Source organism: Allobosea lupini (assembly GCF_900109525.1).
In the GTDB taxonomy this organism is placed as follows: Bacteria; Pseudomonadota; Alphaproteobacteria; order Rhizobiales; family Beijerinckiaceae; genus Allobosea; species Allobosea lupini.
Map to the genome: position 1 here is coordinate 175,354 of NZ_FOAN01000002.1, position 20,992 is coordinate 196,345.

28 protein-coding genes are annotated in these 20,992 nt (G+C 67.9%); 8 read left to right on the top strand and 20 right to left on the bottom strand.

Annotation, left to right across the window (positions count from 1 at the left end; translation table 11 throughout):
* Positions 1-3: 3 nt before the first annotated feature.
* From BMZ21_RS06325 to BMZ21_RS06355, 7 genes are read right to left on the bottom strand one after another with little or no spacing between them, the layout of a single operon-like run.
* On the bottom strand, positions 4-609 hold the full coding sequence (locus tag BMZ21_RS06325; protein ID WP_244543725.1) for a phage tail tape measure protein: 606 nt from the start codon (positions 607-609) through the stop codon (positions 4-6).
* Positions 610-619: 10 nt separating this feature from the next.
* A complete protein-coding gene (locus tag BMZ21_RS06330; protein ID WP_280141467.1) occupies positions 620-841 on the bottom strand; it encodes a phage tail assembly chaperone in 222 nt (73 codons plus the stop codon).
* Entirely contained in the window at positions 838-1,191 is a 354-nt protein-coding gene (locus BMZ21_RS06335) for a gene transfer agent family protein (protein WP_091831010.1), read from the bottom strand. The genes BMZ21_RS06330 and BMZ21_RS06335 overlap by 4 nt, the downstream gene beginning before the upstream one ends.
* 13 nt (positions 1,192-1,204) lie before the next feature.
* The gene (locus tag BMZ21_RS06340) at positions 1,205-1,615 is read right to left on the bottom strand and encodes a phage major tail protein, TP901-1 family (RefSeq protein ID WP_091831012.1); all 411 of its coding nucleotides are present in this window, start codon (positions 1,613-1,615) and stop codon (positions 1,205-1,207) included.
* A 20-nt stretch (positions 1,616-1,635) separates the two neighbouring features.
* Complete coding sequence (locus BMZ21_RS06345) at positions 1,636-2,046, bottom strand: DUF3168 domain-containing protein (RefSeq protein ID WP_091831014.1); 411 nt, start codon at positions 2,044-2,046, stop codon at positions 1,636-1,638.
* Complete coding sequence (locus BMZ21_RS06350; RefSeq protein ID WP_091831016.1) at positions 2,043-2,387, bottom strand: phage head closure protein; 345 nt, start codon at positions 2,385-2,387, stop codon at positions 2,043-2,045. The genes BMZ21_RS06345 and BMZ21_RS06350 overlap by 4 nt, the downstream gene beginning before the upstream one ends.
* On the bottom strand, positions 2,387-2,956 hold the full coding sequence (locus BMZ21_RS06355) for a head-tail connector protein (RefSeq protein WP_091831018.1): 570 nt from the start codon (positions 2,954-2,956) through the stop codon (positions 2,387-2,389). The genes BMZ21_RS06350 and BMZ21_RS06355 overlap by 1 nt, the downstream gene beginning before the upstream one ends.
* 75 nt (positions 2,957-3,031) lie before the next feature.
* On the opposite strand from BMZ21_RS06355, the gene BMZ21_RS06360 reads away from it, so the two are divergent.
* Together BMZ21_RS06360 and BMZ21_RS06365 are read left to right on the top strand one after the other, a co-directional pair.
* A complete protein-coding gene (locus tag BMZ21_RS06360) occupies positions 3,032-3,805 on the top strand; it encodes a S1 family peptidase (protein WP_091831020.1) in 774 nt (257 codons plus the stop codon).
* Positions 3,806-3,939: 134 nt separating this feature from the next.
* A complete protein-coding gene (locus BMZ21_RS06365) occupies positions 3,940-4,737 on the top strand; it encodes a S1 family peptidase (protein ID WP_244543726.1) in 798 nt (265 codons plus the stop codon).
* An 18-nt stretch (positions 4,738-4,755) separates the two neighbouring features.
* Here BMZ21_RS06365 and BMZ21_RS06370 read toward each other — a convergent pair whose 3' ends face one another.
* The 12 genes from BMZ21_RS06370 to BMZ21_RS06415 form a co-directional block, all read right to left on the bottom strand.
* Positions 4,756-5,997 (bottom strand): phage major capsid protein, encoded by a 1,242-nt coding sequence (locus BMZ21_RS06370; protein WP_091831022.1) that lies wholly within the window; start codon positions 5,995-5,997, stop codon positions 4,756-4,758.
* A gap of 37 nt (positions 5,998-6,034) precedes the next feature.
* Positions 6,035-6,559 (bottom strand): HK97 family phage prohead protease, encoded by a 525-nt coding sequence (locus BMZ21_RS06375; protein ID WP_091831024.1) that lies wholly within the window; start codon positions 6,557-6,559, stop codon positions 6,035-6,037.
* Entirely contained in the window at positions 6,556-6,726 is a 171-nt protein-coding gene (locus tag BMZ21_RS30280; RefSeq protein WP_167561555.1) for a hypothetical protein, read from the bottom strand. Before BMZ21_RS30280 ends, BMZ21_RS06375 begins: the two co-directional genes overlap by 4 nt.
* Positions 6,723-6,923 carry a hypothetical protein gene (locus BMZ21_RS06380; RefSeq protein WP_091831026.1) on the bottom strand — a complete coding sequence of 67 codons (201 nt, stop codon included), beginning with the start codon at positions 6,921-6,923 and terminating at the stop codon, positions 6,723-6,725. The genes BMZ21_RS30280 and BMZ21_RS06380 overlap by 4 nt, the downstream gene beginning before the upstream one ends.
* Positions 6,920-8,092 carry a phage portal protein gene (locus tag BMZ21_RS06385; protein ID WP_091831028.1) on the bottom strand — a complete coding sequence of 391 codons (1,173 nt, stop codon included), beginning with the start codon at positions 8,090-8,092 and terminating at the stop codon, positions 6,920-6,922. The genes BMZ21_RS06380 and BMZ21_RS06385 overlap by 4 nt, the downstream gene beginning before the upstream one ends.
* Before the next feature lie 31 nt (positions 8,093-8,123).
* A complete protein-coding gene (locus tag BMZ21_RS06390) occupies positions 8,124-9,446 on the bottom strand; it encodes a DNA-packaging protein (RefSeq protein WP_425285411.1) in 1,323 nt (440 codons plus the stop codon).
* Complete coding sequence (locus tag BMZ21_RS30760; protein WP_425285412.1) at positions 9,349-9,765, bottom strand: hypothetical protein; 417 nt, start codon at positions 9,763-9,765, stop codon at positions 9,349-9,351. Before BMZ21_RS30760 ends, BMZ21_RS06390 begins: the two co-directional genes overlap by 98 nt.
* 151 nt (positions 9,766-9,916) lie before the next feature.
* Positions 9,917-10,498, bottom strand: coding sequence for an LOG family protein (locus tag BMZ21_RS06395; RefSeq protein WP_091831033.1), 582 nt, complete (start codon positions 10,496-10,498; stop codon positions 9,917-9,919).
* Complete coding sequence (locus BMZ21_RS06400; RefSeq protein ID WP_091831035.1) at positions 10,495-11,877, bottom strand: M20/M25/M40 family metallo-hydrolase; 1,383 nt, start codon at positions 11,875-11,877, stop codon at positions 10,495-10,497. Before BMZ21_RS06400 ends, BMZ21_RS06395 begins: the two co-directional genes overlap by 4 nt.
* Before the next feature lie 99 nt (positions 11,878-11,976).
* Positions 11,977-12,273 carry a type II toxin-antitoxin system RelE/ParE family toxin gene (locus BMZ21_RS06405; protein WP_091831037.1) on the bottom strand — a complete coding sequence of 99 codons (297 nt, stop codon included), beginning with the start codon at positions 12,271-12,273 and terminating at the stop codon, positions 11,977-11,979.
* A complete protein-coding gene (locus BMZ21_RS06410; RefSeq protein ID WP_091831039.1) occupies positions 12,270-12,575 on the bottom strand; it encodes a type II toxin-antitoxin system RelB/DinJ family antitoxin in 306 nt (101 codons plus the stop codon). Before BMZ21_RS06410 ends, BMZ21_RS06405 begins: the two co-directional genes overlap by 4 nt.
* Positions 12,576-12,646: 71 nt before the next feature.
* Positions 12,647-14,182 carry a helicase HerA-like domain-containing protein gene (locus BMZ21_RS06415; RefSeq protein ID WP_091831041.1) on the bottom strand — a complete coding sequence of 512 codons (1,536 nt, stop codon included), beginning with the start codon at positions 14,180-14,182 and terminating at the stop codon, positions 12,647-12,649.
* A gap of 150 nt (positions 14,183-14,332) precedes the next feature.
* Here BMZ21_RS06415 and BMZ21_RS06420 point away from each other — a divergent pair, with 150 nt between their 5' ends.
* The 4 genes from BMZ21_RS06420 to scpA all read left to right on the top strand — a co-directional run bounded on the left by BMZ21_RS06420 (position 14,333) and on the right by scpA (position 19,877).
* On the top strand, positions 14,333-14,719 hold the full coding sequence (locus BMZ21_RS06420; RefSeq protein WP_091831043.1) for a hypothetical protein: 387 nt from the start codon (positions 14,333-14,335) through the stop codon (positions 14,717-14,719).
* Between the two features lie 246 nt (positions 14,720-14,965).
* Complete coding sequence (locus tag BMZ21_RS06425; RefSeq protein WP_244543728.1) at positions 14,966-16,891, top strand: methylmalonyl-CoA mutase subunit beta; 1,926 nt, start codon at positions 14,966-14,968, stop codon at positions 16,889-16,891.
* Positions 16,888-17,715: a bifunctional hydroxymethylpyrimidine kinase/phosphomethylpyrimidine kinase gene (gene thiD, locus BMZ21_RS06430; RefSeq protein ID WP_280141473.1), complete on the top strand. Its 828-nt coding sequence runs from the start codon at positions 16,888-16,890 to the stop codon at positions 17,713-17,715. The genes BMZ21_RS06425 and thiD overlap by 4 nt, the downstream gene beginning before the upstream one ends.
* A complete protein-coding gene (scpA, locus tag BMZ21_RS06435) occupies positions 17,712-19,877 on the top strand; it encodes a methylmalonyl-CoA mutase (protein ID WP_091831047.1) in 2,166 nt (721 codons plus the stop codon). Before thiD ends, scpA begins: the two co-directional genes overlap by 4 nt.
* 28 nt (positions 19,878-19,905) lie before the next feature.
* On the opposite strand, the gene BMZ21_RS06440 is transcribed toward scpA, so the two are convergent.
* Positions 19,906-20,160 (bottom strand): hypothetical protein, encoded by a 255-nt coding sequence (locus BMZ21_RS06440; RefSeq protein WP_091831049.1) that lies wholly within the window; start codon positions 20,158-20,160, stop codon positions 19,906-19,908.
* A gap of 179 nt (positions 20,161-20,339) precedes the next feature.
* Between BMZ21_RS06440 and BMZ21_RS06445 the strand changes: the two genes are divergently transcribed.
* Positions 20,340-20,636 (top strand): nucleotidyltransferase family protein, encoded by a 297-nt coding sequence (locus BMZ21_RS06445; RefSeq protein WP_091831051.1) that lies wholly within the window; start codon positions 20,340-20,342, stop codon positions 20,634-20,636.
* Positions 20,636-20,989, top strand: a complete 354-nt coding sequence (locus tag BMZ21_RS06450) for a HepT-like ribonuclease domain-containing protein (RefSeq protein ID WP_091831053.1) — start codon at positions 20,636-20,638, stop codon at positions 20,987-20,989. Before BMZ21_RS06445 ends, BMZ21_RS06450 begins: the two co-directional genes overlap by 1 nt.
* Positions 20,990-20,992 lie beyond the last annotated feature (3 nt).

The window sequence follows — 20,992 nt, forward strand, 5'->3', positions numbered from 1 at the left end:
GTGTCAGAGCGCGCGGTTGCCGCGCGCCACGGCCCGCGCGATCGCCGCCGAGACCTGCGCCTCGGAACGGCGGAAGCTGTCGGCATCGGGCGTCGAGACCTGGACGGTGACGCTGACTGGGCGCCGATCGCCGCCACCGCCGGCCCGCACGCCGAGCTTGCCATCGGGGCCGCGCGACAGCGGCATGATCGCCTCGGCCCCGCGTTCTCCCATCAGCCCGAGCCCGCGCCCCATCGCAAAGTAGGATGGTGACGCGACAACGCCGCCATCGGCGAAGAAGGAGACCGGCGTACTGCCGCCACCGCCTCCCGCACCGCCGGTGAAGAGCCCTGCCAGGCTGTTGACGCCGGAACCGAGCCAGCTCGAGATCGTGTTCTGCAGCGGCTTCAGCGCCGATTTCAGTAGGGTCTGGCTCAGCGAGGTGCCGATGCTGCGCAGCACGTCCTCGAAGCGCTTGCCCTCGATGATCCCGCTGGCGAACGCATTGGTGATCGACTTGCCGAAGGCCTGCGCCGACTTGCTCAGGCTCTGGGTCAGCGTGTTGAGGGAGCGCAGGCCACCGACGTCGAAGGAAGAGGGATAAGAGGAAGAATCGTCTTCGTCAGCCATCTGAGCACCTTCATTCGTCGTTGCGGGAAGCGGGGTCTGGATGAGCCCGCATCAGGGCATCCAGCGTGGTACGTGACGGCGGCTCGCCCGCCTCGGCAGGCCGATGGGCCTCGACCGCGGCAAGAATCTCGCGCGGGGTCGCCGCCCAGAAGGCATCCGGTGTCCAGCACAGGCGCCCGAGACCGAAGGCCATCACCTCGTGCCAGGGGAAGGGAGCCGCCGGAGCCCTCAAGCCACCGGCGGCGACGGAGGGCGGACCTCCGCCCGCTCGCCTGCCGGAGCGAAGGTGACGTCGAGCAAGGCGATCGCCGCGGCGATGGCGCCGTTGAGCCCGCCGTCGAAGGGGAGCGCCGCGACCTCGTCCGTGGCCAGCGTGCCGCCGGCGCCGCGCAAGCCCGCAGCAAGAATGCGCGTGATGTCGCGGGCCGAGAGCCGGCCAGCCGCAAAGCGCTCACCCAATGCCGGCAGGTTCTCGACCGAGAACGCATCCTCGAGCTCGGCGAGCGCGCCGAGGGTGAGCCGCATCGGCAGCGCCCGCCCCTCGACCATCAGGGCGACCTCGCCCCTGTAGCGATTGACCATGCGCCCCCTCTCCTCAGGCGAGCGTGAAGGAGAGCTGCCCCGCCGATTCCAGCGACAGCTCGAAGGTGACCTCGGCGGCATGGTCGCCCCGATATTCGAGCGTCGAGAGCTGGAACGGCCCGGTGATCACGCCGAAATCCGGCACGATCACCTGCCAGTCGCGGATAGCGCCGTCGAAGAAGATCTGGCGCACCAGCGCATCCGAGGCCTCGTCCTTGAAGATGCCAGCCCCGCTGATGCTGGCGCGGCGCATGCCGGCCCCGGCCAGCAATTCGCGCCAGCGCCCGGCCGACTCGGCATGGGTGACGTCGACCGCCTCGGCGTTGAAGGCGATCTGGCGGGCGCGGAGGCCCGCCACGGTGACGAAGCTGCCGCCGGCATCGGCGGCCTTGAGCAAGAGGTCCTTGCCTTTCTGGGCAGGCATGGGCGGTCCTTTCTTGGAGGTCAGAGCGCGTCGGTGACGGCTCGGAAGGTCAGCGTCACCGTCGGCAGATGGGTCTTGGGATCGCGGGCGAGCTTCGAGGACAGCCAGGTCAGGTTGGCCAGCCGGTGGCCCTCCGGCACGAGCACTGCGCCTTCGAGGCTCGCGACTATGCGTGCCGCTGCCTCGAGCGCTTTGCGCGAGGAGGCGCTCTCCCCGGCCCAGACGACGAGCGAAAGCTTCTGCTCGCAGCCACGATCGCTCCCGGTCGACCAATCCTCGGCTGCGACCTCGCCATGGACGACGTAGAGTCCGCTCGCGGCGCGCGGCGGCTCGTCATGGATGCGGCCGGCCCCGATCAGCGCCGTCAGCTCGGCGTCAACCGAGAGATGCGCATGGACGGCGCGCCGCAGCGGCAGGATGGCGTCGCTCATCGGCGGACCTCCTCGACCAGGCAGATCAGGCGCCGGCGGCCGCCATCGGGATCGCCGACCGCGCGGATGTCGAAGACCTGGCCGCCATCCCGCAGGCGCTGGCCGGCATCGACGCCGACACGCCAGCGCAGGGTGATGCGGTGGCTCACCGCCTGCTCGGGCCGCTCGCCGCGCCAGCGTTCATTCCCCGAAAGCCATTCGACCTGGGCCCAGACCGCAGCGACGGTCTCGAAGCCGATGAGCCGCCCGCCTGCGCCGTCCGGCGTCTCGACAGGCGCCTCCAGCAGCAGGCGACGGCGCAAGGCACCGACAGGGCGGCCTTTACCGACCTCCCTGGTCATCACAGCCTCACGCGGCGGAACGGGGCGACCAGCGCAGCGATCTCGGCCGGCAGCCGCATCGCATCGCGGCTGACCACGTCGCCGCGATGCTCGAACCAGCGGCAGGCCAACCGAAGCACCGCCTGTCGCAGCGGCGCCGGCACCGTATCACGCGTCGGGCCGAAGCCGGCGACGAGATCGATCTCGATCGCAGCATGGGCACGGCCGGGTGCCGGGACCGGACCTGCAATCCTGATCAGCGGCGGGTCGGAGCCTTCGGCCAGCGTCAGCGAAGACGATACAACAGCTTCTGAAGGACCACTCGCGGGATAGACGCGTGCCGCCATGAGGCTGCGCACCGGCGAGAGCGGCAAGCGTATATCGCCACCCTGCGGCCAGGCGTCGAGGACGATGCGCCAGACCTGCTCGATCAGCAGACGGCCGGACGCCGCCTCGACCATGAGTCTGGCCGCCGTGATCAAAGTGCCGAGCAGTTCGTCCTCGTCAGCGGTGAGGATGCGAAGGAAATCCTTGGCTTCCGACAGCGAGACCGGCTCGATGGCCGGCGGCGTCAGGGCAATCGGCGTCATGGCCTCTCCTCTTTTCCGGTTTGATCGGCGCCGCCGATGCGCTATCGAGCCCGGCCCGACAGCGGAGACGGCTCGATGCGTGTCAGAACGGCGATTGGACTAATGGCCCTGACGGCGGCATTTGCCGCGACCCGGCCGGCCTCGGCCGTGGTCGGTGGGCGCGAAGGCGGGCCTGTCGCCGGCGCGACCGTGATGGTTCTCAATGCGCGCGGCGGCGTCTGCACCGGCATCGTGCTGTCACGCCGCGCCATCCTTACCGCCGCCCATTGCGCCGACTCCCGCGTCGATCTGCGCATCCACTGGCGCGAAGGCGGCGAGCCGATGCTGGTCGAGCCGGCGGCGATCGCGCTGCACCCCGAGTTCAACGCCAAATCCGTCACGAACCGGCAGCGCTCGATCGACCTTGCCCTGGTCAGGCTCGGCGCGCCTTTGCCGGCGCGCTTCTCGTCCGCGACGCTCGTCGATGGCGGCCTGCCGCGCGCCGGCTCGCCGGTGACGTTGTCAGGCTATGGTGTCGGCCGCGAGGGTGATGCGAAGACGACCGGCACTTATCGCTCGGCCGCACTCGCCACCGTTGAGCCCTACGGCCCCGGCAAGATCCTGCTGTGGGCGTCAGACCCTGCGACCGGCGGCAAGCGGCCGGGCGCCGGCGCCTGCCAGGGCGATTCAGGTGGACCGATCGTCGCAGGCTCGGACGGCGTCGTCGCCGTCTCCAGCTGGTCGACCGGCCCGTCCGGCAAGCAATGCGGCCTGCTCAGCCAGGGCGTGCTGGTCGCGCCGCAACGCGCCTGGATCGACCGGACGCTGGCCGGCTGGGGCGAGAGCGCCGACTGGACCCGCACACCTTGATAGGCGGCGCTGCGAAGAGCACTGGACTGCGCCGCAGCAAACCCTAGACTGGCACCATGGCAATGATGGCCTCGACCATGACCTCTTCGAAGTGCGCCGCGACTGTCGCAATCGCTTTTTGCGCGGGCCTGCAGATGACTGCGCCGGCCCAAGCGGTGATCGGCGGCGTGCAGTCCCGAGCAGTCGACGGCGTGCGCGCCTCGACCTTGCGGGTCGAGACCAGCCGCGGCGAGCTCTGCTCGGGCGCTGCGATCTCCTCCGAACTCGTGCTGACGGCGGCGCATTGCCTGATGACCGGCGGATCGGTCCGCGTGATCAGCCTCGACAAGCGCTTCCGCAACCGCACGCATGCCGTCGCGGCCGTACTGCCGCACCCGACCTTCGTGCCCGGCACGACGCCACGCACCCAGCCGGGTGCGGACCTCGCGCTGCTGCGCCTCGCCACGCCGCTGCCGGCCGACATCCAGCCGCTGACGCTCGGCAGCGGCCTGTGGCAGGGCGAGACCGTGACCATGGCCGGCTTCGGCCTCGCCTCGGAGACTAACAAGAAGTCCGCGCGCACGCTGCGCGAAGTCACCCTGGTCAACGCCGGCAACTACACTACCGCCAACACGGTCAAGGTCGCGGTCGATACCGAGAACCGTGGCGAGATCCTCGGTGCCGGCGCCTGCCGCGGCGATTCCGGCGGGCCGGTCTTGCGTGGCCCGCCCGGATCGCGCGATCTCGTCGGCATCGTTTCCTGGTCGAGCGGGCCGCTGAGCTCCCGCGTCAAGATGATCTGCGGCGGCTTCACCGCGATCACCCCGATCAACGATCATCGCGCCTGGATCGCCGAGGCGAGCGAACGCCTGCTCAACTACGGCGACGAGCCGCGCCAGGCGGGCGAGAACGCACGCCCGAGCGCGAGCTACAGCTGGTGGTTCGGCCGCTGACGCAGCCGAAACGGGCACTCAGGCCGAGAACTTCAGCCCCTTGATCGCAGCGAAGTCCTGCACGCCGCCGCCGACGCGCTTGGTCGTGTAGAACAGCACATGCGGCTTGGCGGAATAGGGATCGCGCAGGATGCGCACGCCCGCCCGGTCGACGACGAGATAACCGCGGCGGAAGTCGCCGAACGCGATCGAGACCGAGTCCGTCGCGACGTTCGGCATGTCCTCGGCCTCGACGACCGGGAAGCCGAGCAACGTCGCCTGGGCGCCCGCAGCGGCCGGCGGCTGCCAGAGATACTGGCCGGTCGAGTCCTTGAACTTGCGCACCGCGGCCTGCGTCTTGCGGTTCATCACGAAGCTGGCGTTCTGGCGATAGCCCGCCTTCAGCGCATAGACGAGATCGACCAGGATGTCGGACGGGTTGGAGGCAGCGAATGCCCCGGCGACACCGGTTTTGAGCGTGCCGATATTGCCCCAGCTCCAGCTTGTATCCGCAACCGTCGGATAGGCCAGGAAGCCCTTGGGCTTGTCGACGCCGTCGCCGGTGACGAAGGCGGCGCCTTCCTGTTCGGCGAAGGCGCTCTCGACCTCCTCGGCGATCCACTGGTCGATGTCGACGATGGCGTCGTCGAGCAGGGTCTGCGTCGCCGCCGGCATGGCGTAGAGCTCCATCGCCGGGAAGGAGAGCTCGGCCAGCGTCGGCGTGCCGGTCTGCGGACGCGCCGCCGTCTCCGCCACCCAGCCGGAAGCCGGGCCGGTGGTCGAGAAAGCCTTCTTGTAGGTGCCGGACGAGATGGTGCGCACCGTGGCGATCGAACGGATCGGCGAGACGGTGGCGAGGCGGCGCAGGATCTCGCCCTCGACCGTGGACGGCGCGAGATAGCCGCCATCCGGGCCGGAACCGGCCGAGAGCGCCTTTGCCTCGAGCCGCTTCAGCCCGGTGGCCTCACCATGGCGGACGTAAGCCGCGAAGGCGGCCTTGTGCTCGGCGACGGCCGGATCGCGCTCCTCGCTCGCACCCAACGCCGGGCGGCGGCTGTCGAGGCTCAGCCGGTCGAGCCGGCGGCGGGTCTCGTCGAGCGCATCATCGAGGCGAGCAAGCTTCTCGCCCGTCAGCACGTCACCGCCCATGCGGGTTTCGAGCTCGGCCAGACGCTCGTCATTGGTGGCGCGGTAGGCCTCCAGCGTATAGCGCAGATCGTCATAGATGGCGGCGGTTTCGCCGGTCGCCTTCGTCTCGGGAGCCTGGTTCAGCGCAGTCATGGAATCTCCTGTGGTTCAAGCGGCTTCAGGTTAATCTTCAGGGAAAGGCGGCACGGCAGGGGGTGCGCAACGCCTTGACGGCGCTGACCCTTGCCTGCGGCAGCATCGGGAAGGTGACGAGCGAGATCTCCCAGAGGTCGACCTTCTCGAGCCGGCGCAGGCCGCTGCGCGGCTCGTTGCGAGTGCGCTGCGAGCGGAAGCCGATCGAGAGTCCGTCGACGGCGCCGTCGCGCATCAGCGCATGCAGCTCGCGGGCTCGCGCCACGGCGAGCGAGAGCCGGCCGCGGACATAAAGGCCGCGCGAATCCTCGCGCAGCTCGAGCCAGCGGCCGATCGGCTGTGTCGGATCATGCTGCCAGAGCATCCGGATGCCGCCGGCGCCGCGGCGGGCCAAGCTGTCGCGAAACGCGCCGGGCTCCACCACGTCCTTGCCGAGATCGGCGATGCGGAACAGGCTGGCATAGCCCTCGAAAGCACCGTCCGACTCGATCCGGGCCAGCGGCTGCGCCAGAAACTTGGCTTCGCGCGCCAGTGCGGGATAGCGGGGCGTAACGGCTGTCATCGCACCCCTCCCCGCCCGCCGCGACCATTCGTATCGAGCTGTCCCAGCGTCTCGAAGAAGCGGCCGAATACCTCGCGCGGCTGGCGGCCGGGGCGCGGCGCGGCCGCGCCCGATCTCACGGTTGCCGGAGCCGGCCTGGGCGGCGCTTTGCCACCGGTCTTGCTCATGAATCCCCTCCTTCATAGCGGGCATTGAACCGGGCGAGTTCGCGGACGAACTCGTCGAAGCGCCGGTTGGCGGCGATCAGCTCGCGCAGGGAAAACAGCGCGAGCCCCGAGGCGCAGAAGGCCCAGAGCAGCAGGGCGAGATGGCCAAGATCGCCGCGTGCGACGATCCCTGCCGCGGCTGCGTCGAACGCGTTCACGACGGCACCTCCCGGCGGCCATAGCCGACTGCCTCGCGCTGCTCGTCCTCGCTGAGGAAGCCGGCAGCGGAGACCCGCCGCCAGAGCGATTCCCGCTCGTCCGCCAGCGCCTCGACCGCATCGAGATCGGGCTCGAGCACGAGCGCATCGCCGAAGGCGGGGCCAAGCCATTGCGCCAGCGACTGCGCCGTGCGCCTGACCAGCGGGATCAGCGTCTGGCGCCAGAAGGCGCGGTTGGCCTCGGCGAAATTGGCATGGGTGTTGTCGCCAGGCAGGCCGAGCAGCAAGGGCGGCACCCCGAAGGCGAGCGCGATCTCGCGCGCAGCGACGCCCTTGGCGGCGACGAAGTCGAGCTCGGCCGGCGACAGCGACAGCGGCTTCCAGTCGAGCCCGCCTTCGAGGAGCAGCGGGCGCCCGGCATTGCGCGCTCCCTGGAAACCGTCTTCCAGCTCCTGCTTCAGCCGCTCGAACTGCGCCTCGGTCAGCGTGCCGCCTTCCGGCCCGTCATAGACCAGCGCGCCGGAGGGCCTGGCCGCGTTGTCGAGCAGCGCCTTGTGCCAGGCGCCGGCAGCGTTATGGACGTCGAGCGAGCAGGCGGCTGCCTCGATCGGCGAGAGGCCGTAATGGTCGTCGACCGGATGGAACAGCGACAGATGCAGGATCGGCGGCAGCGCGCCCTCGTCTTGGCGGAAACGGATGGTCTGCGCGCCAACCGTATAGTCGTAGGCTTCCGGCCAGCCGTCGCGGCCAGGCACCACCCGCATCCGGTCGGGCCGGAGCGCATAGAGCTCGCGCGGCTCGCGGCCGATGCTCGCCGCCTCGACATAGGCATTCCCGGCGACGAGCAGATGGCCGTAGAGCATCTCGCGGAAGGCGATGCCGCCCTGGCGCGGATTGGGCCGCTCGGTGAGCGCCAGCGCCGGATGCTCCGGCATCTCGCGCCCATCGACTTTGGCGATGAGCTGGGTCTGCGCCGCCGCCTCGGCGATCAATCGGACGCAGCGATGCACCACCGGATTGCGCTGATAGCCCTCGCGCGCGAGGGCGCCATAGTCGCGCGGCGTCCAGACCGGGCGGCCGGCCTCTTGCAGGGCGATCAGCGGCCCGACACGCGAGCGCTTCTGTTCCGGCGCGGCAGGGCCGCGCAGGTTGCGAAGGAAATTGAGCATGGGTCTCTCGCTGTTGTTGCGAAGGTGGGTGCTAGAGTCCCCTCACCCGCGGCCGGCCCTTCGGCCCGAGCATCAGATGCGTCAGGGCCCAGACCAGCGCGTCGAGCCGGTCAGGCGAGCGACCGGAGCTCAGCCCCGTCGGGCCGAAATCACACATCTCGTCTTCCAGCGCGGGAAAGGCGCCAGCGTGCCGTACCCGGCCCTGCGCATAGAGCGACGCAACCGGCTCGGCCCGCAGGAATTTTCCGCGCGAGGCCCGAACCGGCGTTACCGGCACGCCCGGATCGACCTCCCGGATGACGCTTGTCGCCATCTCGCCGCCCTGGTTGACCTCGACGACCAGCGCGTCGGCCTCCAGCCGGCGATAGAGCGCGACGGCGGCTTGCGCCCATTCATGCGGCCTGGCGCCGGCGAGCGTTGCATCCGCCAGTACATGGCCGAGGCCGTCGCGATCGATGCCGGCCGCGACGAGCCCACAGCTATCGGCCCGCTTCGACGAGGAGGCCGGCGGATCGATCGCCACGACGATCCGCGCCAGCGGCGGCTCCTCGCGCTCGCGGCATTCCTCGATCAGGGCCCGGCTCCAGAGCGCATCGGCGCTTTCCTCGACGATCTCGCCTTCCAGTTCCTGCCGGCCGAGCCGCGTCCCGCCATAGGCCTGATGCACGCTATCGAGGAAGCTCTGCGCCAGGTTGAAGCGGTTGGCCCGGGTCGCCGCCCGGCTGATGGCGACTCTGGGATCATCGAGCAGGCGCTTGATCAGCGGCAGTGGCCGCGGCGTCGTCGTCACCACCTGACGCGGCTGGTTACCGAGCCTCAGGCCGAGTTGCAGCATGTCCCAGGTCTCCTGAAGGTTCGGCCATTTCGCCAATTCGTCGGACCAGGCGGCGCCGAATTGCGGCCCGCGCAGTCCTTCCGGATCCTCGGCGGTGAAGACCTGCGCGATCGCGCCATTGCCCCATTCGAGCCGGCGCCGCGATGGCGACCAGACCGGCTTCTCCCAGCGGTGATGGATCGCCAGCAGCCCGGAGACGCCCTCGATCATCACGTCGCGGACTTGAGCTTGTGTCTCGCCGACGAGGGCGATGCGGCCGACGGGCTCTATGGCGAAAGGCGATCGCCCCAGAGCCATGCCGCGCACCCACTCGGCACCGGTTCGTGTCTTGCCGGCACCGCGGCCACCCATGACCAGCCAACTGAACCAATCGCCTTGCGGCGGAAGTTGATCCGGGCGCGCCCAGCGAGCCCAGTCCCACTCATAGATCTTCAGCAGCTCCGCTCCGAACGTCTGCAGCCCCCGCTGCCCGGCCCATATCCGGATGCTCAGCGGCAAGGCCAACCAAGCGTCGAGCAAGCTCGCTTCTGAGTTCTTCGACCCTGCGCAATCCTTCGGCGGGACTGGGCTCATCCTCGGACTTTCCTTCCTCCCCCGCTGCGGCAGAATCCAGCGCGACAAGCTCGCGCACGGTGCGAGCCAGGGTCGCCAGCGTCTTGGCGTCCGTCTCGCTCGCGGCGGCGCCGGCCGGCAGTTCGGCCAGATGCGCCTCATGCGCTTCGAGCTGCGTCTGCGCCGCCTTCCAGAGCTTGCCGATCACGGCCTTGCGGCCACGCGGTGCAGGCTTGCGCTTCGCCGCCGGCCGAACCGGGGCGGTCTCGTCACCATCGTCGGTCATCGGAAACCTCGGCTCGGCCCGGACATGCAAAAGCCGCCGGCTGGGAGCGCGGCGGCTTCGTTCGTCTCAGGCACACTTCGTGAGCGTTCCTGATCTCTACCCGATCAGCGTCACGATGTCAAGGACAAAATTCCTATCCTACGGAATGCAATCAAACCTCCGTTTTCTCCACCCATTTGATCTGGGTCTGCGGCTTGTAGGCTTCCATCTTGTCGAGCAGCGCCGCCGGATCGGTCTCCATCATCGCCATGTCGCGATGGGCCTGCCACATGAAGCCAGCCTTGGTGGTGTTGTCGAGGAACACGCCGAGGGCGTCGTAAAAGCCGTCGATGTTGAGGAAGCCGAGCGGCTTGCCGTGGATGCCGAGCTGGCTCCAGGTCCAGATCTCGAAAATCTCCTCGAAGGTACCGATGCCGCCGGACATGGCGATGAAACCGTCGGAAAGCTCGGCCATGCGAGCCTTGCGGATGTGCATGGTCTCGACCACCTCGAGCCGGGTCAGCTTGTTGTGGCCGACCTCCTTCTCGCGTAGCGCGCGCGGGATCACGCCATGGACCTCGCCGCCGGCTTCGAGCGCGGCATTGGCGACGATGCCCATCAGGCCGACGGCGCCACCGCCATAGACCAGCGTCAGGCCGCGCCGGGCGATGGCCGTGCCCATGGCGCGGGCGCCTTCGGCATGGACGGGATCATGGCCCGGGCTCGAGCCGCAGAAGACACAGACGGATTTCATGAGGCGAGTTCTTGCAAGATGCGGGCCCAGGAGCGCTGGCCCTTGTGGAAGGAGGACAGATCGTACTTCTCGTTCGGCGAATGGACGCGGTCGTCGTCTAGGCCGAAGCCGACGAATAGCGTATCGAGCCCGAGCGTGCGCTTGAAGTCGCCGCCGACGGGGATCGAGCCGCCGCTGCCGATCGAGACGACGCGGCCGCCCCACTCCTCGGCCAGCGCCTTGCGCGCCTTCTGCAGGACGGGTGAATCGACCGGCACGGCCAGCGCCGGCGAGCCGGAATGGCTGATGAACTCGGCAGTCACATCCTCCGGCAGGCGCTCACGCACGAACTGGTGGAAGGCCGCCGCGATCTTCTCCGGGTCCTGGTCGCCGACGAGGCGGAAGGAGACCTTGGCCGAGGCCTTGGCCGGAATGACGGTCTTCGAGCCCTCGCCGGTATAGCCGCCCCAGATGCCGTTGACGTCGCAGGTCGGGCGCGACTGGATCTGCTCGATCAGCATGCGGCCCTTCTCGCCGATCGAGTGCTTCAGCCCGATCTGGCCGAGGAATTCCTTCTCGGTCAGGTTGAGATCGGCCCATTCGGCCTTCTGTGCATTGCTCGGCTCGTGCACGCCGTCATAGAAGCCGGGGATCGTGATCCGGCCGGTCTCGTCATGGATTTCGGCGACGATCTTGGTCAGCACATGGATCGGGTTGGCGGCTGCACCGCCGAACAGGCCTGAATGAAGGTCGCGGTCGGCGGCGCTCAGACGCACCTCCTGATAGACCATGCCGCGCAGGGTCGAGGTGATCAGCGGCGTGACGCGGTCCCACATACCGGTGTCGCAGACCAGCGCGAAATCGGCCTTCAGCTCGGCGGCATTGGCCTTGATGAAGCCCGGCAGGTTGACCGAGCCGGATTCCTCCTCGCCCTCGACCAGGATGGTGAGACCGATCGGCAGGTCGCCGGTCTCGGCGAGCGTGGCCCGGATCGCCTCGATGAAGGTCATCACCTGCCCCTTGTCGTCGCAGGCGCCGCGCGCGAGGATCGCTTTGCGCCCCGGCTCGATCTCCTTGACGACCGGCTTGAACGGATCGTTGTCCCACAGCTCTAGCGGATCGACCGGCTGGACGTCGTAATGGCCGTAGAACAGCGCATGCGGCGCGCCGGGCTTGGGGCGATGCGCCAGCACGACCGGATGGCCGCCAGTCTCGCGCAGCTCGGCCTTGAAGCCGAGGCCTTCCAGATCAAGGCGCAGCCATTCTGCTGCCTGGCGCGTCTGCGCATTGAAGGCCGGATCGGTCCCGATCGAAGGGATTTCGAGCCAGGAGGACAAGCGCGCCAGCGACGCGTCGAGATCGGCATCGAGGCGGGAGAGAACGGCGGGAAGCTGGGACATGGCGCTCACTGGAGGCTGATTCCGGTGGCGCCATCATGCCCAGTCGCGCGCCGGATGCCAGCCGTCCGTGCGCATGGCGGCGTGCATCGTGAAAGCGTCCTACGCCTCATCCATGTCATCAGGCCACATCCGGGCACCGTGCAGGACGCGAAGAATGCGGATCTTGTCGGCAGTCACCGCATAGACCGCGATATAGGGCGTGCGCGGAACAATCAGTTCGCGTGTGCCGGCGACCCTGCCCGGCCTGCCACTTTCTGGAAACCGAAGCAGCCGACGCGCCGCAGAGGCAATCCGTTCATCGACCTCCGCAGCTGCCTTCGGACTATCGGCTTCGATATAGCTGAAGATCTCGTCACGATCGGCCAGGGCGAATGGCCCCCAGACCAGCCTGCTCACGCCTTGCCACCAGCTTTGCGATAGGCGGCCGCGCGCCGCTCTGCGAAGCGGGCTTCGGCCTCGGCGTCATCGATGTCGGAGCGTTCATCCGCCAGGGCCTGCAGCACCTTCGCGCGGAACCAGGCATCATGTGCATCGCTGGTGCTGACGAGCTCGAGCGGCAATGCGCCCTCGTTCGCCGTGCGGGTCAGCAGAATGCGCACAGCATCCGAGACGGTGAGCCCCATCCCTTCAAGGACCGCCGTCGCGCGGTCCTTTACGTCGGCGTCGATACGCGCCTGCACCAAGGCATTCGAGGCCATGCGGAAACTCCCTTCAGGAGCAAAATGTAATGCACCTGAATGACAATTACCAGATGCGGCAACTGTGCGCGCTACCGCCGCCCGCCGGTGAGGCTCCCGAGCACGCCGCGCAAGATCGCGTTGCCGACCTGCCGGCCGATCGAGGTCGCGGCCGAGCGCGCCGCCGAGGTTATGATCTTCTCGGCCATGCTCTGCGGCAGCGGCCCGCCGCGGCTGCCCGGGCCGGTCTTCGGGCGCTCCTTCGGGCCGCCGAGCCAGCCGCCGATCGTGTCGAGGATGCCGCCGCCACCGTCCGTGGAGGCCTCGACCGGCGAGCCCTCGGCATTCATCCCCTTGCGCTTCATCAACGCCTCATAGGCCGACTCCCGGTCGACCATGGTGTCGTATTTGCCGGTGAAGCCGGAGTCGCGCATGCATTGCGCCCGTTCCTGCGGCGTGATCGGACCGACCTGCGCCATCGGCGGAGCGATCAGGCAGCGCTCGACCATGGTCGGCGAGCCCTTGCCTTCCAGCGTCGAAACCAGGGCCTCGCCGACAGCGAGCTGGGTAATCGCCTGCTCGGTGTTGATCTTCGGGTTCTGCCGGAAGGTCTCCGCGGCAGCCCGAACCGCCTTCTGGTCGCGCGGGGTGAAGGCGCGCAGCGCGTGCTGGACGCGGTTGCCGAGCTGGGCCAGCACAGTGTCGGGGATGTCGAGCGGGTTCTGGGTGACGAAGTAGACGCCGACGCCCTTGGAGCGGATCAGGCGCACGACCTGCTCGACCGCGGTCAGCAGTGCCTTGGGCGCGCCGTTGAACAGCAGATGCGCCTCGTCGAAGAAGAAGACGAGCTTGGGCTTGTCGAGGTCGCCGACCTCGGGCAGCTGCTCGAACAGTTCAGAGAGCAGCCAGAGCAGGAAGGTGGCGTAGAGCCTGGGATTGGCCATCAGCTTGTCGGCGGCCATGATGTTGACGATGCCGCGGCCGTCGCGATCGGTCTTCATCAGGTCGTTGATGTCGAGCGCCGGCTCGCCGAAGAACAGGTCGCCCTTCTGGTTCTCCAGCACGAGCAGAGCGCGCTGGATCGTGCCGACCGAGGCGGAGGTGACGTTGCCGTATTTGGTCGTCAGCTCCTGGGCGTTCTCTGCGATGAAGGCGAGGATCGCGCGCAGGTCCTTGAGGTCGAGCAGCAGCAGCTTCTGTTCGTCGGCGATCCGGAAGGCGATGTTGAGCACGCCCTCCTGCGTGTCGTTGAGGTCGAGCAGGCGCGCCAGCAAAAGCGGCCCCATCTCCGAGATCGTTGCCCGGACCGGGTGGCCCTGCTCGCCGAACACGTCCCAGAACACGGTGGTGAACTGGTCGGGCTCGTATTTCAGCCCGAGCTCCTCGGCGCGCTTGACGAAGGGCGGCTTGGAATTGCCGGGCGCGGCGATGCCGGACAGGTCCCCCTTGATGTCCGCGGCGAAGACCGGCACCCCGTGCCTGGCAAAACCTTCCGCCAGAACCTGCAATGTCACGGTCTTGCCGGTGCCGGTAGCGCCGGTCACCAGCCCGTGGCGGTTGGCGAGCTTGAGCAGCAGCACCTCCGGCTTCTCGCTCTTGCCGATCAGGATCGTGCCGTCATCCGCCATGGTCGCGCCTGTTTCGTTGCCATAAGGTCGTAGACAGGGTGTAGCGAACCGAAACGTTGGGCGGAAGCGTGAAGATCGCTTCCATCCGAGATAGTTTATGTGTAAACTATCTTGAGAGCACCAGCAAGCTCGTCATAAGAGGACCGCACGATGGAAGAACTGATCTCCCGCATCATGGCCGCTTCCGGCCTCGACGAGACGCTGGCGAAGAAGGCGATCGGCATCATCCTCGCGTTCCTGCAGAAGGAAGGTCCCGCGGCCGAGATCGGCCAGCTGATGGCGGCGCTGCCGGGTGCGCAGGAGCTGGCCGAGGCCGAAGGCGGCGCCAAGGGCGGCCTGATGGGCGCGATCGGCGGCCTGATGGGTGGTGGCGGCGGCGTGATGGCGCTCGGCGGCCAGCTGATGGGGGCCGGCCTGTCGATGGGCCAGATCCAGAGTGTCTCGAAGGAGATGTTCGCGGTCGGTCGCGAGAAGGCAGGCGAGGACACCATGGGCGCGATCGTCGGCGCGATCCCGGGCCTCGGCCAGTTCGTCTGAGCCGACCCAACCCTCACGAATTTCCGGAACGCCGCCCTACCGGGTGGCGTTTTCGTTTGCGGGCATAGGAGTTCGCTGTCGCGGGGTTGCGCATTTCGGCACGGCTTTCCGACCAAGGGGGCATTTGCGTTCGCGCCGAGCCATGGCAATCAGGACTTCGCGGTTGCACAATGGGCCGCCAACTGGCGTGTGGTCCACCGCCTGACGGGAATGGCGGGAGGAACGCGTGCAAGGAGTTCGCTGCTGATGACCTCGACAGTCCTCGCCGATCTACCCTTCATGGACGCATTCGCCACCCCGGGCGAAGCGCAGTGGCGCGCCGCTGTCGACAAGGTACTGAAGGGCGCCGATTTCGAGAAGAAGCTGGTCGGGCGAACGGCGGACGGTGTCCGGATCGAACCGCTTTACGAAGCCGCGGCAGAGGGAGGCGCACGTCCCTTACGCGCCGAGGCTGGGCGCTGGCGCGTCGCGGCCCGCATCGATCACCCTGATACGGCTGAGGCAGCAAGGCTCGCCCTCGCCGAGCTGGAAGGCGGCGCCGATTCCCTCAGCCTGAGTTTCGCCGGTGCCCCCCCGGCGCGCGGCTTCGGGCTCAACGCGACCTCTGTAGATGCTCTCGACGCCACCCTCGACGGTGTCATGCTCGATCTCGTCCGCTTGCGCCTCGACCCGGCTCCCGGTGGCCGCAAGCATGCGTTGCTGCTGGCTGATCTTGTCGACAAGCGTGGCCACGCACCCTCCTCGCTCCAGATCGATTTCGGCATGGAGCCGATCGGCGTGCTCGCCAGCTCCGGTGCACTCGCGGTGCCATTGTCCGAGCTCGGCAAGCGCATCACGGAGACGATCGGCAATCTGAAGGCGCGCGGTTTCACCGGCCCCTTCCTCACCGCCGATGGCCGCACCTGGCACGAGGCCGGCGCGACCGAAGCGCAGGAACTCGGCGCCGTCCTGGCGACAGCCGTGACCTATCTGCGCCTGCTGGAAGCGCAGGGCATCCCGCTCGCCGAGGCGCGCGACGCCATCTCCTTCACCCTTGTTGCTGATGCCGACGAGTTCGTCACAGTCGCCAAGCTGCGGGCCGCGCGCCTGCTCTGGGACCGGGTGCAGCGCGCCTGCGGACTTGAACCCAAACCCGTCTTCATTCATGCCGAGACGGCCTGGCGCTCGCTGACCCGGCGCGATCCATGGGTGAATCTGCTGCGTGGCACGATCGCCGCCTTCTCGGCGGGCGTCGGCGGCGCCGATTCGATCGGCGTCCAGCCCTTCACCGCCGCGCTCGGCCTGCCCGACGGTTTCGCCCGCCGCATCGCCCGCAACACCCAGCTGATCCTGCTCGAAGAGGCCAATCTCTGGCGCGTCGCCGATCCGGCGGCCGGAGCCGGTGGCTTCGAGGCGTTGACGCAGGCGCTGTGCGAGCAGGGCTGGCGCAAGTTCCAGGACCTTGAAGCGGAAAGCTCCGGTGACCTCACCGGCATCGTCGGCGCACTCGCCAACGGCCATATCCAGAAAGGGCTGGCGCGCGAGCGCGACGCCCGGGCCAAGGCGATTGCGACCCGGCGCGAGCCGATCACCGGCACGAGCGAGTTCCCGAACCTGTCGGAAGCCCCGGTCGCGGTACTGGCGCCGCCGCCGGCTGCCGCCCCCAGCAAAGACGCGAGCGGTGATGCGATCATCGTCGAGGCCCTGCCGAGCATCCGGCTGGCCGAGCCGTTCGAGGCGCTGCGCGCCAGCGCCGACATCGCCGAAGCCGCCGGCGAGCGGCCGAAGACGTTCCTCGCGACGCTGGGCCCGATCGCAGGGTTCACCGCCCGCGCCGGCTTCGCCCGCAACCTGTTCGAGGCTGGCGGCATCGCAGCGCCTTCCGGCGACGGCTTCGCCAAGACCGGCACGACCAATCTCGACGCACTCGTTGCGGCCTTTCGTGCGTCGGGGGCGAAGCTCGCCTGCCTGTGCGGTTCCGATGAGGCCTATGTCGCCGAGGCTATCCCCGCCGCCATGGCACTGACGGCTGCAGGCGCCACGGTCTGGCTTGCCGGCCGCCCGGGTGAGCAGGAAACGGCGCTGCGCGAGGCCGGGGTGACGAACTTCATCTTCGCCGGCTGCGACGCCATCGCCGTGCTGCAGGATGCGCTGGCGATCGCCATATCGCCAGTCAGCACGAGCAAGGGATAGGCATGCCGATCGCCCTCACCATCGCCGGCTCCGACTCCAGCGGCGGCGCCGGCATCCAGGCCGACCTCAAGACCTTCGCCGCGCACCAGGTCTATGGCGCCAGCGTCATCGTCGCGCTGACCGCGCAGAACACCACCGCGGTCACTGCGATCCATCCGGTGCCGGCCGATTTCGTCGCCGCGCAGCTAGACGCCGTCTTCGACGACCTTTCGGTCGATGCGGTCAAGATCGGCATGCTCGCCACTGCCGAACTGATCGAGACGGTCGCCGATGGACTGGAGCGCCATAACGCGAAGAACATCGTGCTCGACCCGGTGATGATCGCAGCCTCCGGCGGACGCCTGCTGCGCGAAGACGCGATCGAGGCGCTGAAGCGCCGCCTGCTGCCGCTCTGCACGATCGTCACGCCGAACCTGCCCGAGGCGGCGGCACTGCTCGGTACTGCCACGGCTGAGACTGAGAATGCCGCGGCTGAGCAGGCCGAGGCACTGCTGGCGCTCGGCCCGGCCAATGTGCTGGTCAAGGGCGGCCACGGAAGCGGAGACGACAGCGTCGACATCCTGATCGGCAAGGATGGCAGGCGCGAGCGCCTGGTTGCGCCGCGCATCGCCACAAAGAACACGCATGGCACCGGCTGCACGCTGTCGTCGGCGATCGCAGCCGGCCTCGCCCATGGCATCGCCCTCAACGAGGCGGTGGCGCTGGCGAAACGCTACATCTCGGCCGCGATCGCGGCCTCGGACGCGGTCAAGGTTGGCCGCGGCCACGGACCGGTGCATCATTTCCACCATTGGTGGGACAGACCAGACGGGAGCAAGCCATGACCGCGATCCCGGATTTCACGAAGCTCGCCTTCGCCGACGGTGCGGCCGGCGCGACCGCCCCCCAGGCCGCAGGCGAGCTCTGGCAAACCCCGGAAGACATTCCGGTCAAGCCGCTCTACACCGCCGCCGACCGCGACGGCCTGCCCTTTGTCAACACGCTGCCGGGCATCGCGCCCTATCTGCGCGGTCCCTACCCGACCATGTACGTCAACCAGCCCTGGACGATCCGGCAATATGCCGGCTTCTCCACGGCCGAGGATTCGAATGCCTTCTATCGGCGAAATCTAGCCGCCGGCCAGAAGGGCCTTTCGGTCGCTTTCGATCTCGCGACCCATCGCGGCTATGACAGCGACCATCCGCGCGTCGGCGGCGATGTCGGCATGGCCGGCGTCGCGATCGACTCTATCTACGACATGCGCACGCTGTTCTCCGGCATTCCGCTCGACCAGATGAGCGTGTCGATGACGATGAACGGCGCGGTGCTGCCAGTGCTGGCGCTCTACATCGTCGCGGCGGAAGAACAGGGCGTGCCGGCGGCCAAGCTTTCGGGGACCATCCAGAACGACATCCTCAAGGAGTTCATGGTCCGCAACACCTATATCTACCCGCCCTCGCCCTCGATGCGGATCATCGGCGACATCTTCGCCTACACCTCGGCCAACATGCCGAAGTTCAACTCGATCTCGATCTCCGGCTACCACATGCAGGAGGCCGGAGCGACGCAGGACCTCGAGCTCGGTTACACCCTCGCCGACGGGGTCGAATATATCCGCGCCGGGCAACGGGCAGGGTTAGGCGTCGACGTCTTCGCGCCGCGGCTCTCCTTCTTCTGGGCCATCGGCATGAACTTCTTCATGGAGGTGGCGAAGCTGCGTGCCGCCAGGCTGATCTGGGCCAAGCTGGTCAAGGATTTCGGGGCGCAGAACGAGAAGTCGCTGCCCTTGCGCACCCATTGCCAGACCTCGGGCTGGTCGCTGACCGCGCAGGACGTGTTCAACAATGTGCCGCGCACGATGATCGAGGCGATGGCGGCGACGCAGGGCCATACCCAGTCGCTGCACACCAACGCGCTCGACGAGGCCCTGGCGCTGCCGACCGACTTCTCCGCCCGGATCGCCCGCAACACCCAGATCGTGCTGCAGCAGGAGAGCGGCACCAACCGGATCATCGATCCCTGGGGCGGCTCCTATTATGTCGAGCGATTGACCGCCGAGCTCGCCGCCAAGGCCTGGGGCCATATCCAGGAGGTCGAGAAGCTGGGGGGCATGGCCAAGGCGATCGAGGCCGGCATCCCCAAGCTCAGGATCGAAGAGGCCGCCGCCAAGACGCAGGCGCGCATCGACGGCCGCCAGCAATCGATCATCGGCGTCAATATCTTCAAGCCCGAGAACGAGGCGGCGATCGACGTCCTCAAGGTCGACAATGCCTCGGTCCGCGCCCAGCAGCTCGACAAGCTCCGGCGGCTCAAGGCGGAGCGCAACGAGGCGGAGACGCAAGCCGCCCTCACCGCCCTCACCAATGGCGCGCAGGGCGACGGCAACCTCCTCGACCTCGCCGTCAAGGCGGCACGGGCCAAGGCCACAGTGGGAGAAATCTCGCTGGCGATGGAGAAGGTCTTCGGGCGCCATCGCGCCGAGATCAAGGCAATCTCGGGCGTCTACAAGCGGGAGGTCGGCGAGATGAACCCTGCCGTGACGCGCGTGCAGCTAATGTGCGAGGCCTTCGAGGAAGCGGACGGGCGCCGCCCGCGCATCCTCGTCGCCAAGATGGGCCAGGACGGGCACGATCGCGGCCAGAAGGTGATCGCCTCGGCCTTCGCCGATCTCGGCTTCGACGTCGATATCGGCCCGCTCTTCGCCACTCCGGAGGAGGCGGCACGTCAGGCAGTCGATAACGACGTCCACATCGTCGGCGTATCCTCGCTGGCAGCCGGGCATCTGACTCTGGTGCCCGAACTCAAGGCTGCCCTCGCCAAGGCCGGCCGGCCCGATATCATGATCGTCGTCGGCGGCGTGATCCCGCCGCAGGATTTCGACGCCCTGATCGCGGCCGGCGCCAGCGCGATCTTCCCGCCGGGCACTGTCATCGCCGATGCGGCCGAGAAGCTGCTGGAAGAGCTCAACCAGCGCCTCGGCTACACGCAGAAGAGCGCGGCGGAGTGACGCGCCGCGCTCCGCTGGGTTTCAAAGGTCACCAGCCACCGCGCCAGCGGTAATAGTGGCGCGGCGGGGGCGGCGGGCCGTAGAAGCGCGGGCCCTCGTAATAGCGCCGCCAGCGCGGCACGCCCCAGTAGCCATAGGCCGGCGGCGCACGCCAGCCATAGCCGGGGCCGTCATAATAGGCCTGCTGGATCAGGACGCCGGCCTCGGCCCTGCTGGGCGATGCCGCGCTGATCCCGAGCGCGGCGGCAGCGATGAGGCCGGCAGAAGCGAGAGTGCGAAACATCGTGATGTCTCCTTGTGCCCGAGCGGAAAGGCTTCCCGCTCTGGCAGGCACTATCGTGCTCTCGGGCTGAACCGGCTTTGAGCGGGACGTTCAGCGGGCGTTTAGCTCAGCGGTTCCGCGAATGACCGAAACCATTTAAACTTGGGAGCGAGCGAGCAACCGGTATCGGCAGCAACGCGATGATGAGTCAGGACGAGATCAAACGGCGAATTCTGGCGATGCAGTCGGAACTGCAGGCGCGCGGTGTCAGCCATATCGCGCTCTTCGGCTCGCGCGCCCGAGGCGATGCCAGGCCCGACAGCGATGTCGACCTGATGATCGATGTCGATGATCCCCGTTTTTCGATCATCGATCTCGTGGGTGTCGAACAGGATTTGTCGGAGCATATCGGCCTGCCAGTCCAGATCACATTACGACGAAGCTTGTCGGAACGACTGGCAAGGGCGACGCGCGATGAGCGGATAGAGCTGTTCTAGTGGCGTCAACCGTCGGCGACCGGATCAGCCACATCAAGGATGCAATCGCAAATATCCGTGCCATGCGCCAGACGAACGGCGATGAGCAGATCAAGCGCGACCCCATCCTACGTGCGGCCCTTGAACGCTTCTTCGAGATCATCAGTGAAGCGAGCCGCCATGTTCCGGCTGAATGGCGCGCCGCCCACCCGCATATCCCCTGGAGGCAGATCGCAGGCATCGGCAATATCTTGCGTCACGCTTATGATGGCATTGACGTGGATACCCTGCTCAACGCCACCACCACCGATCTCGATGTGCTGGAACAGGCTTTGGATGCGTTCCTTGCAGCGGGCGGCACCTCATCGGAATAGCGC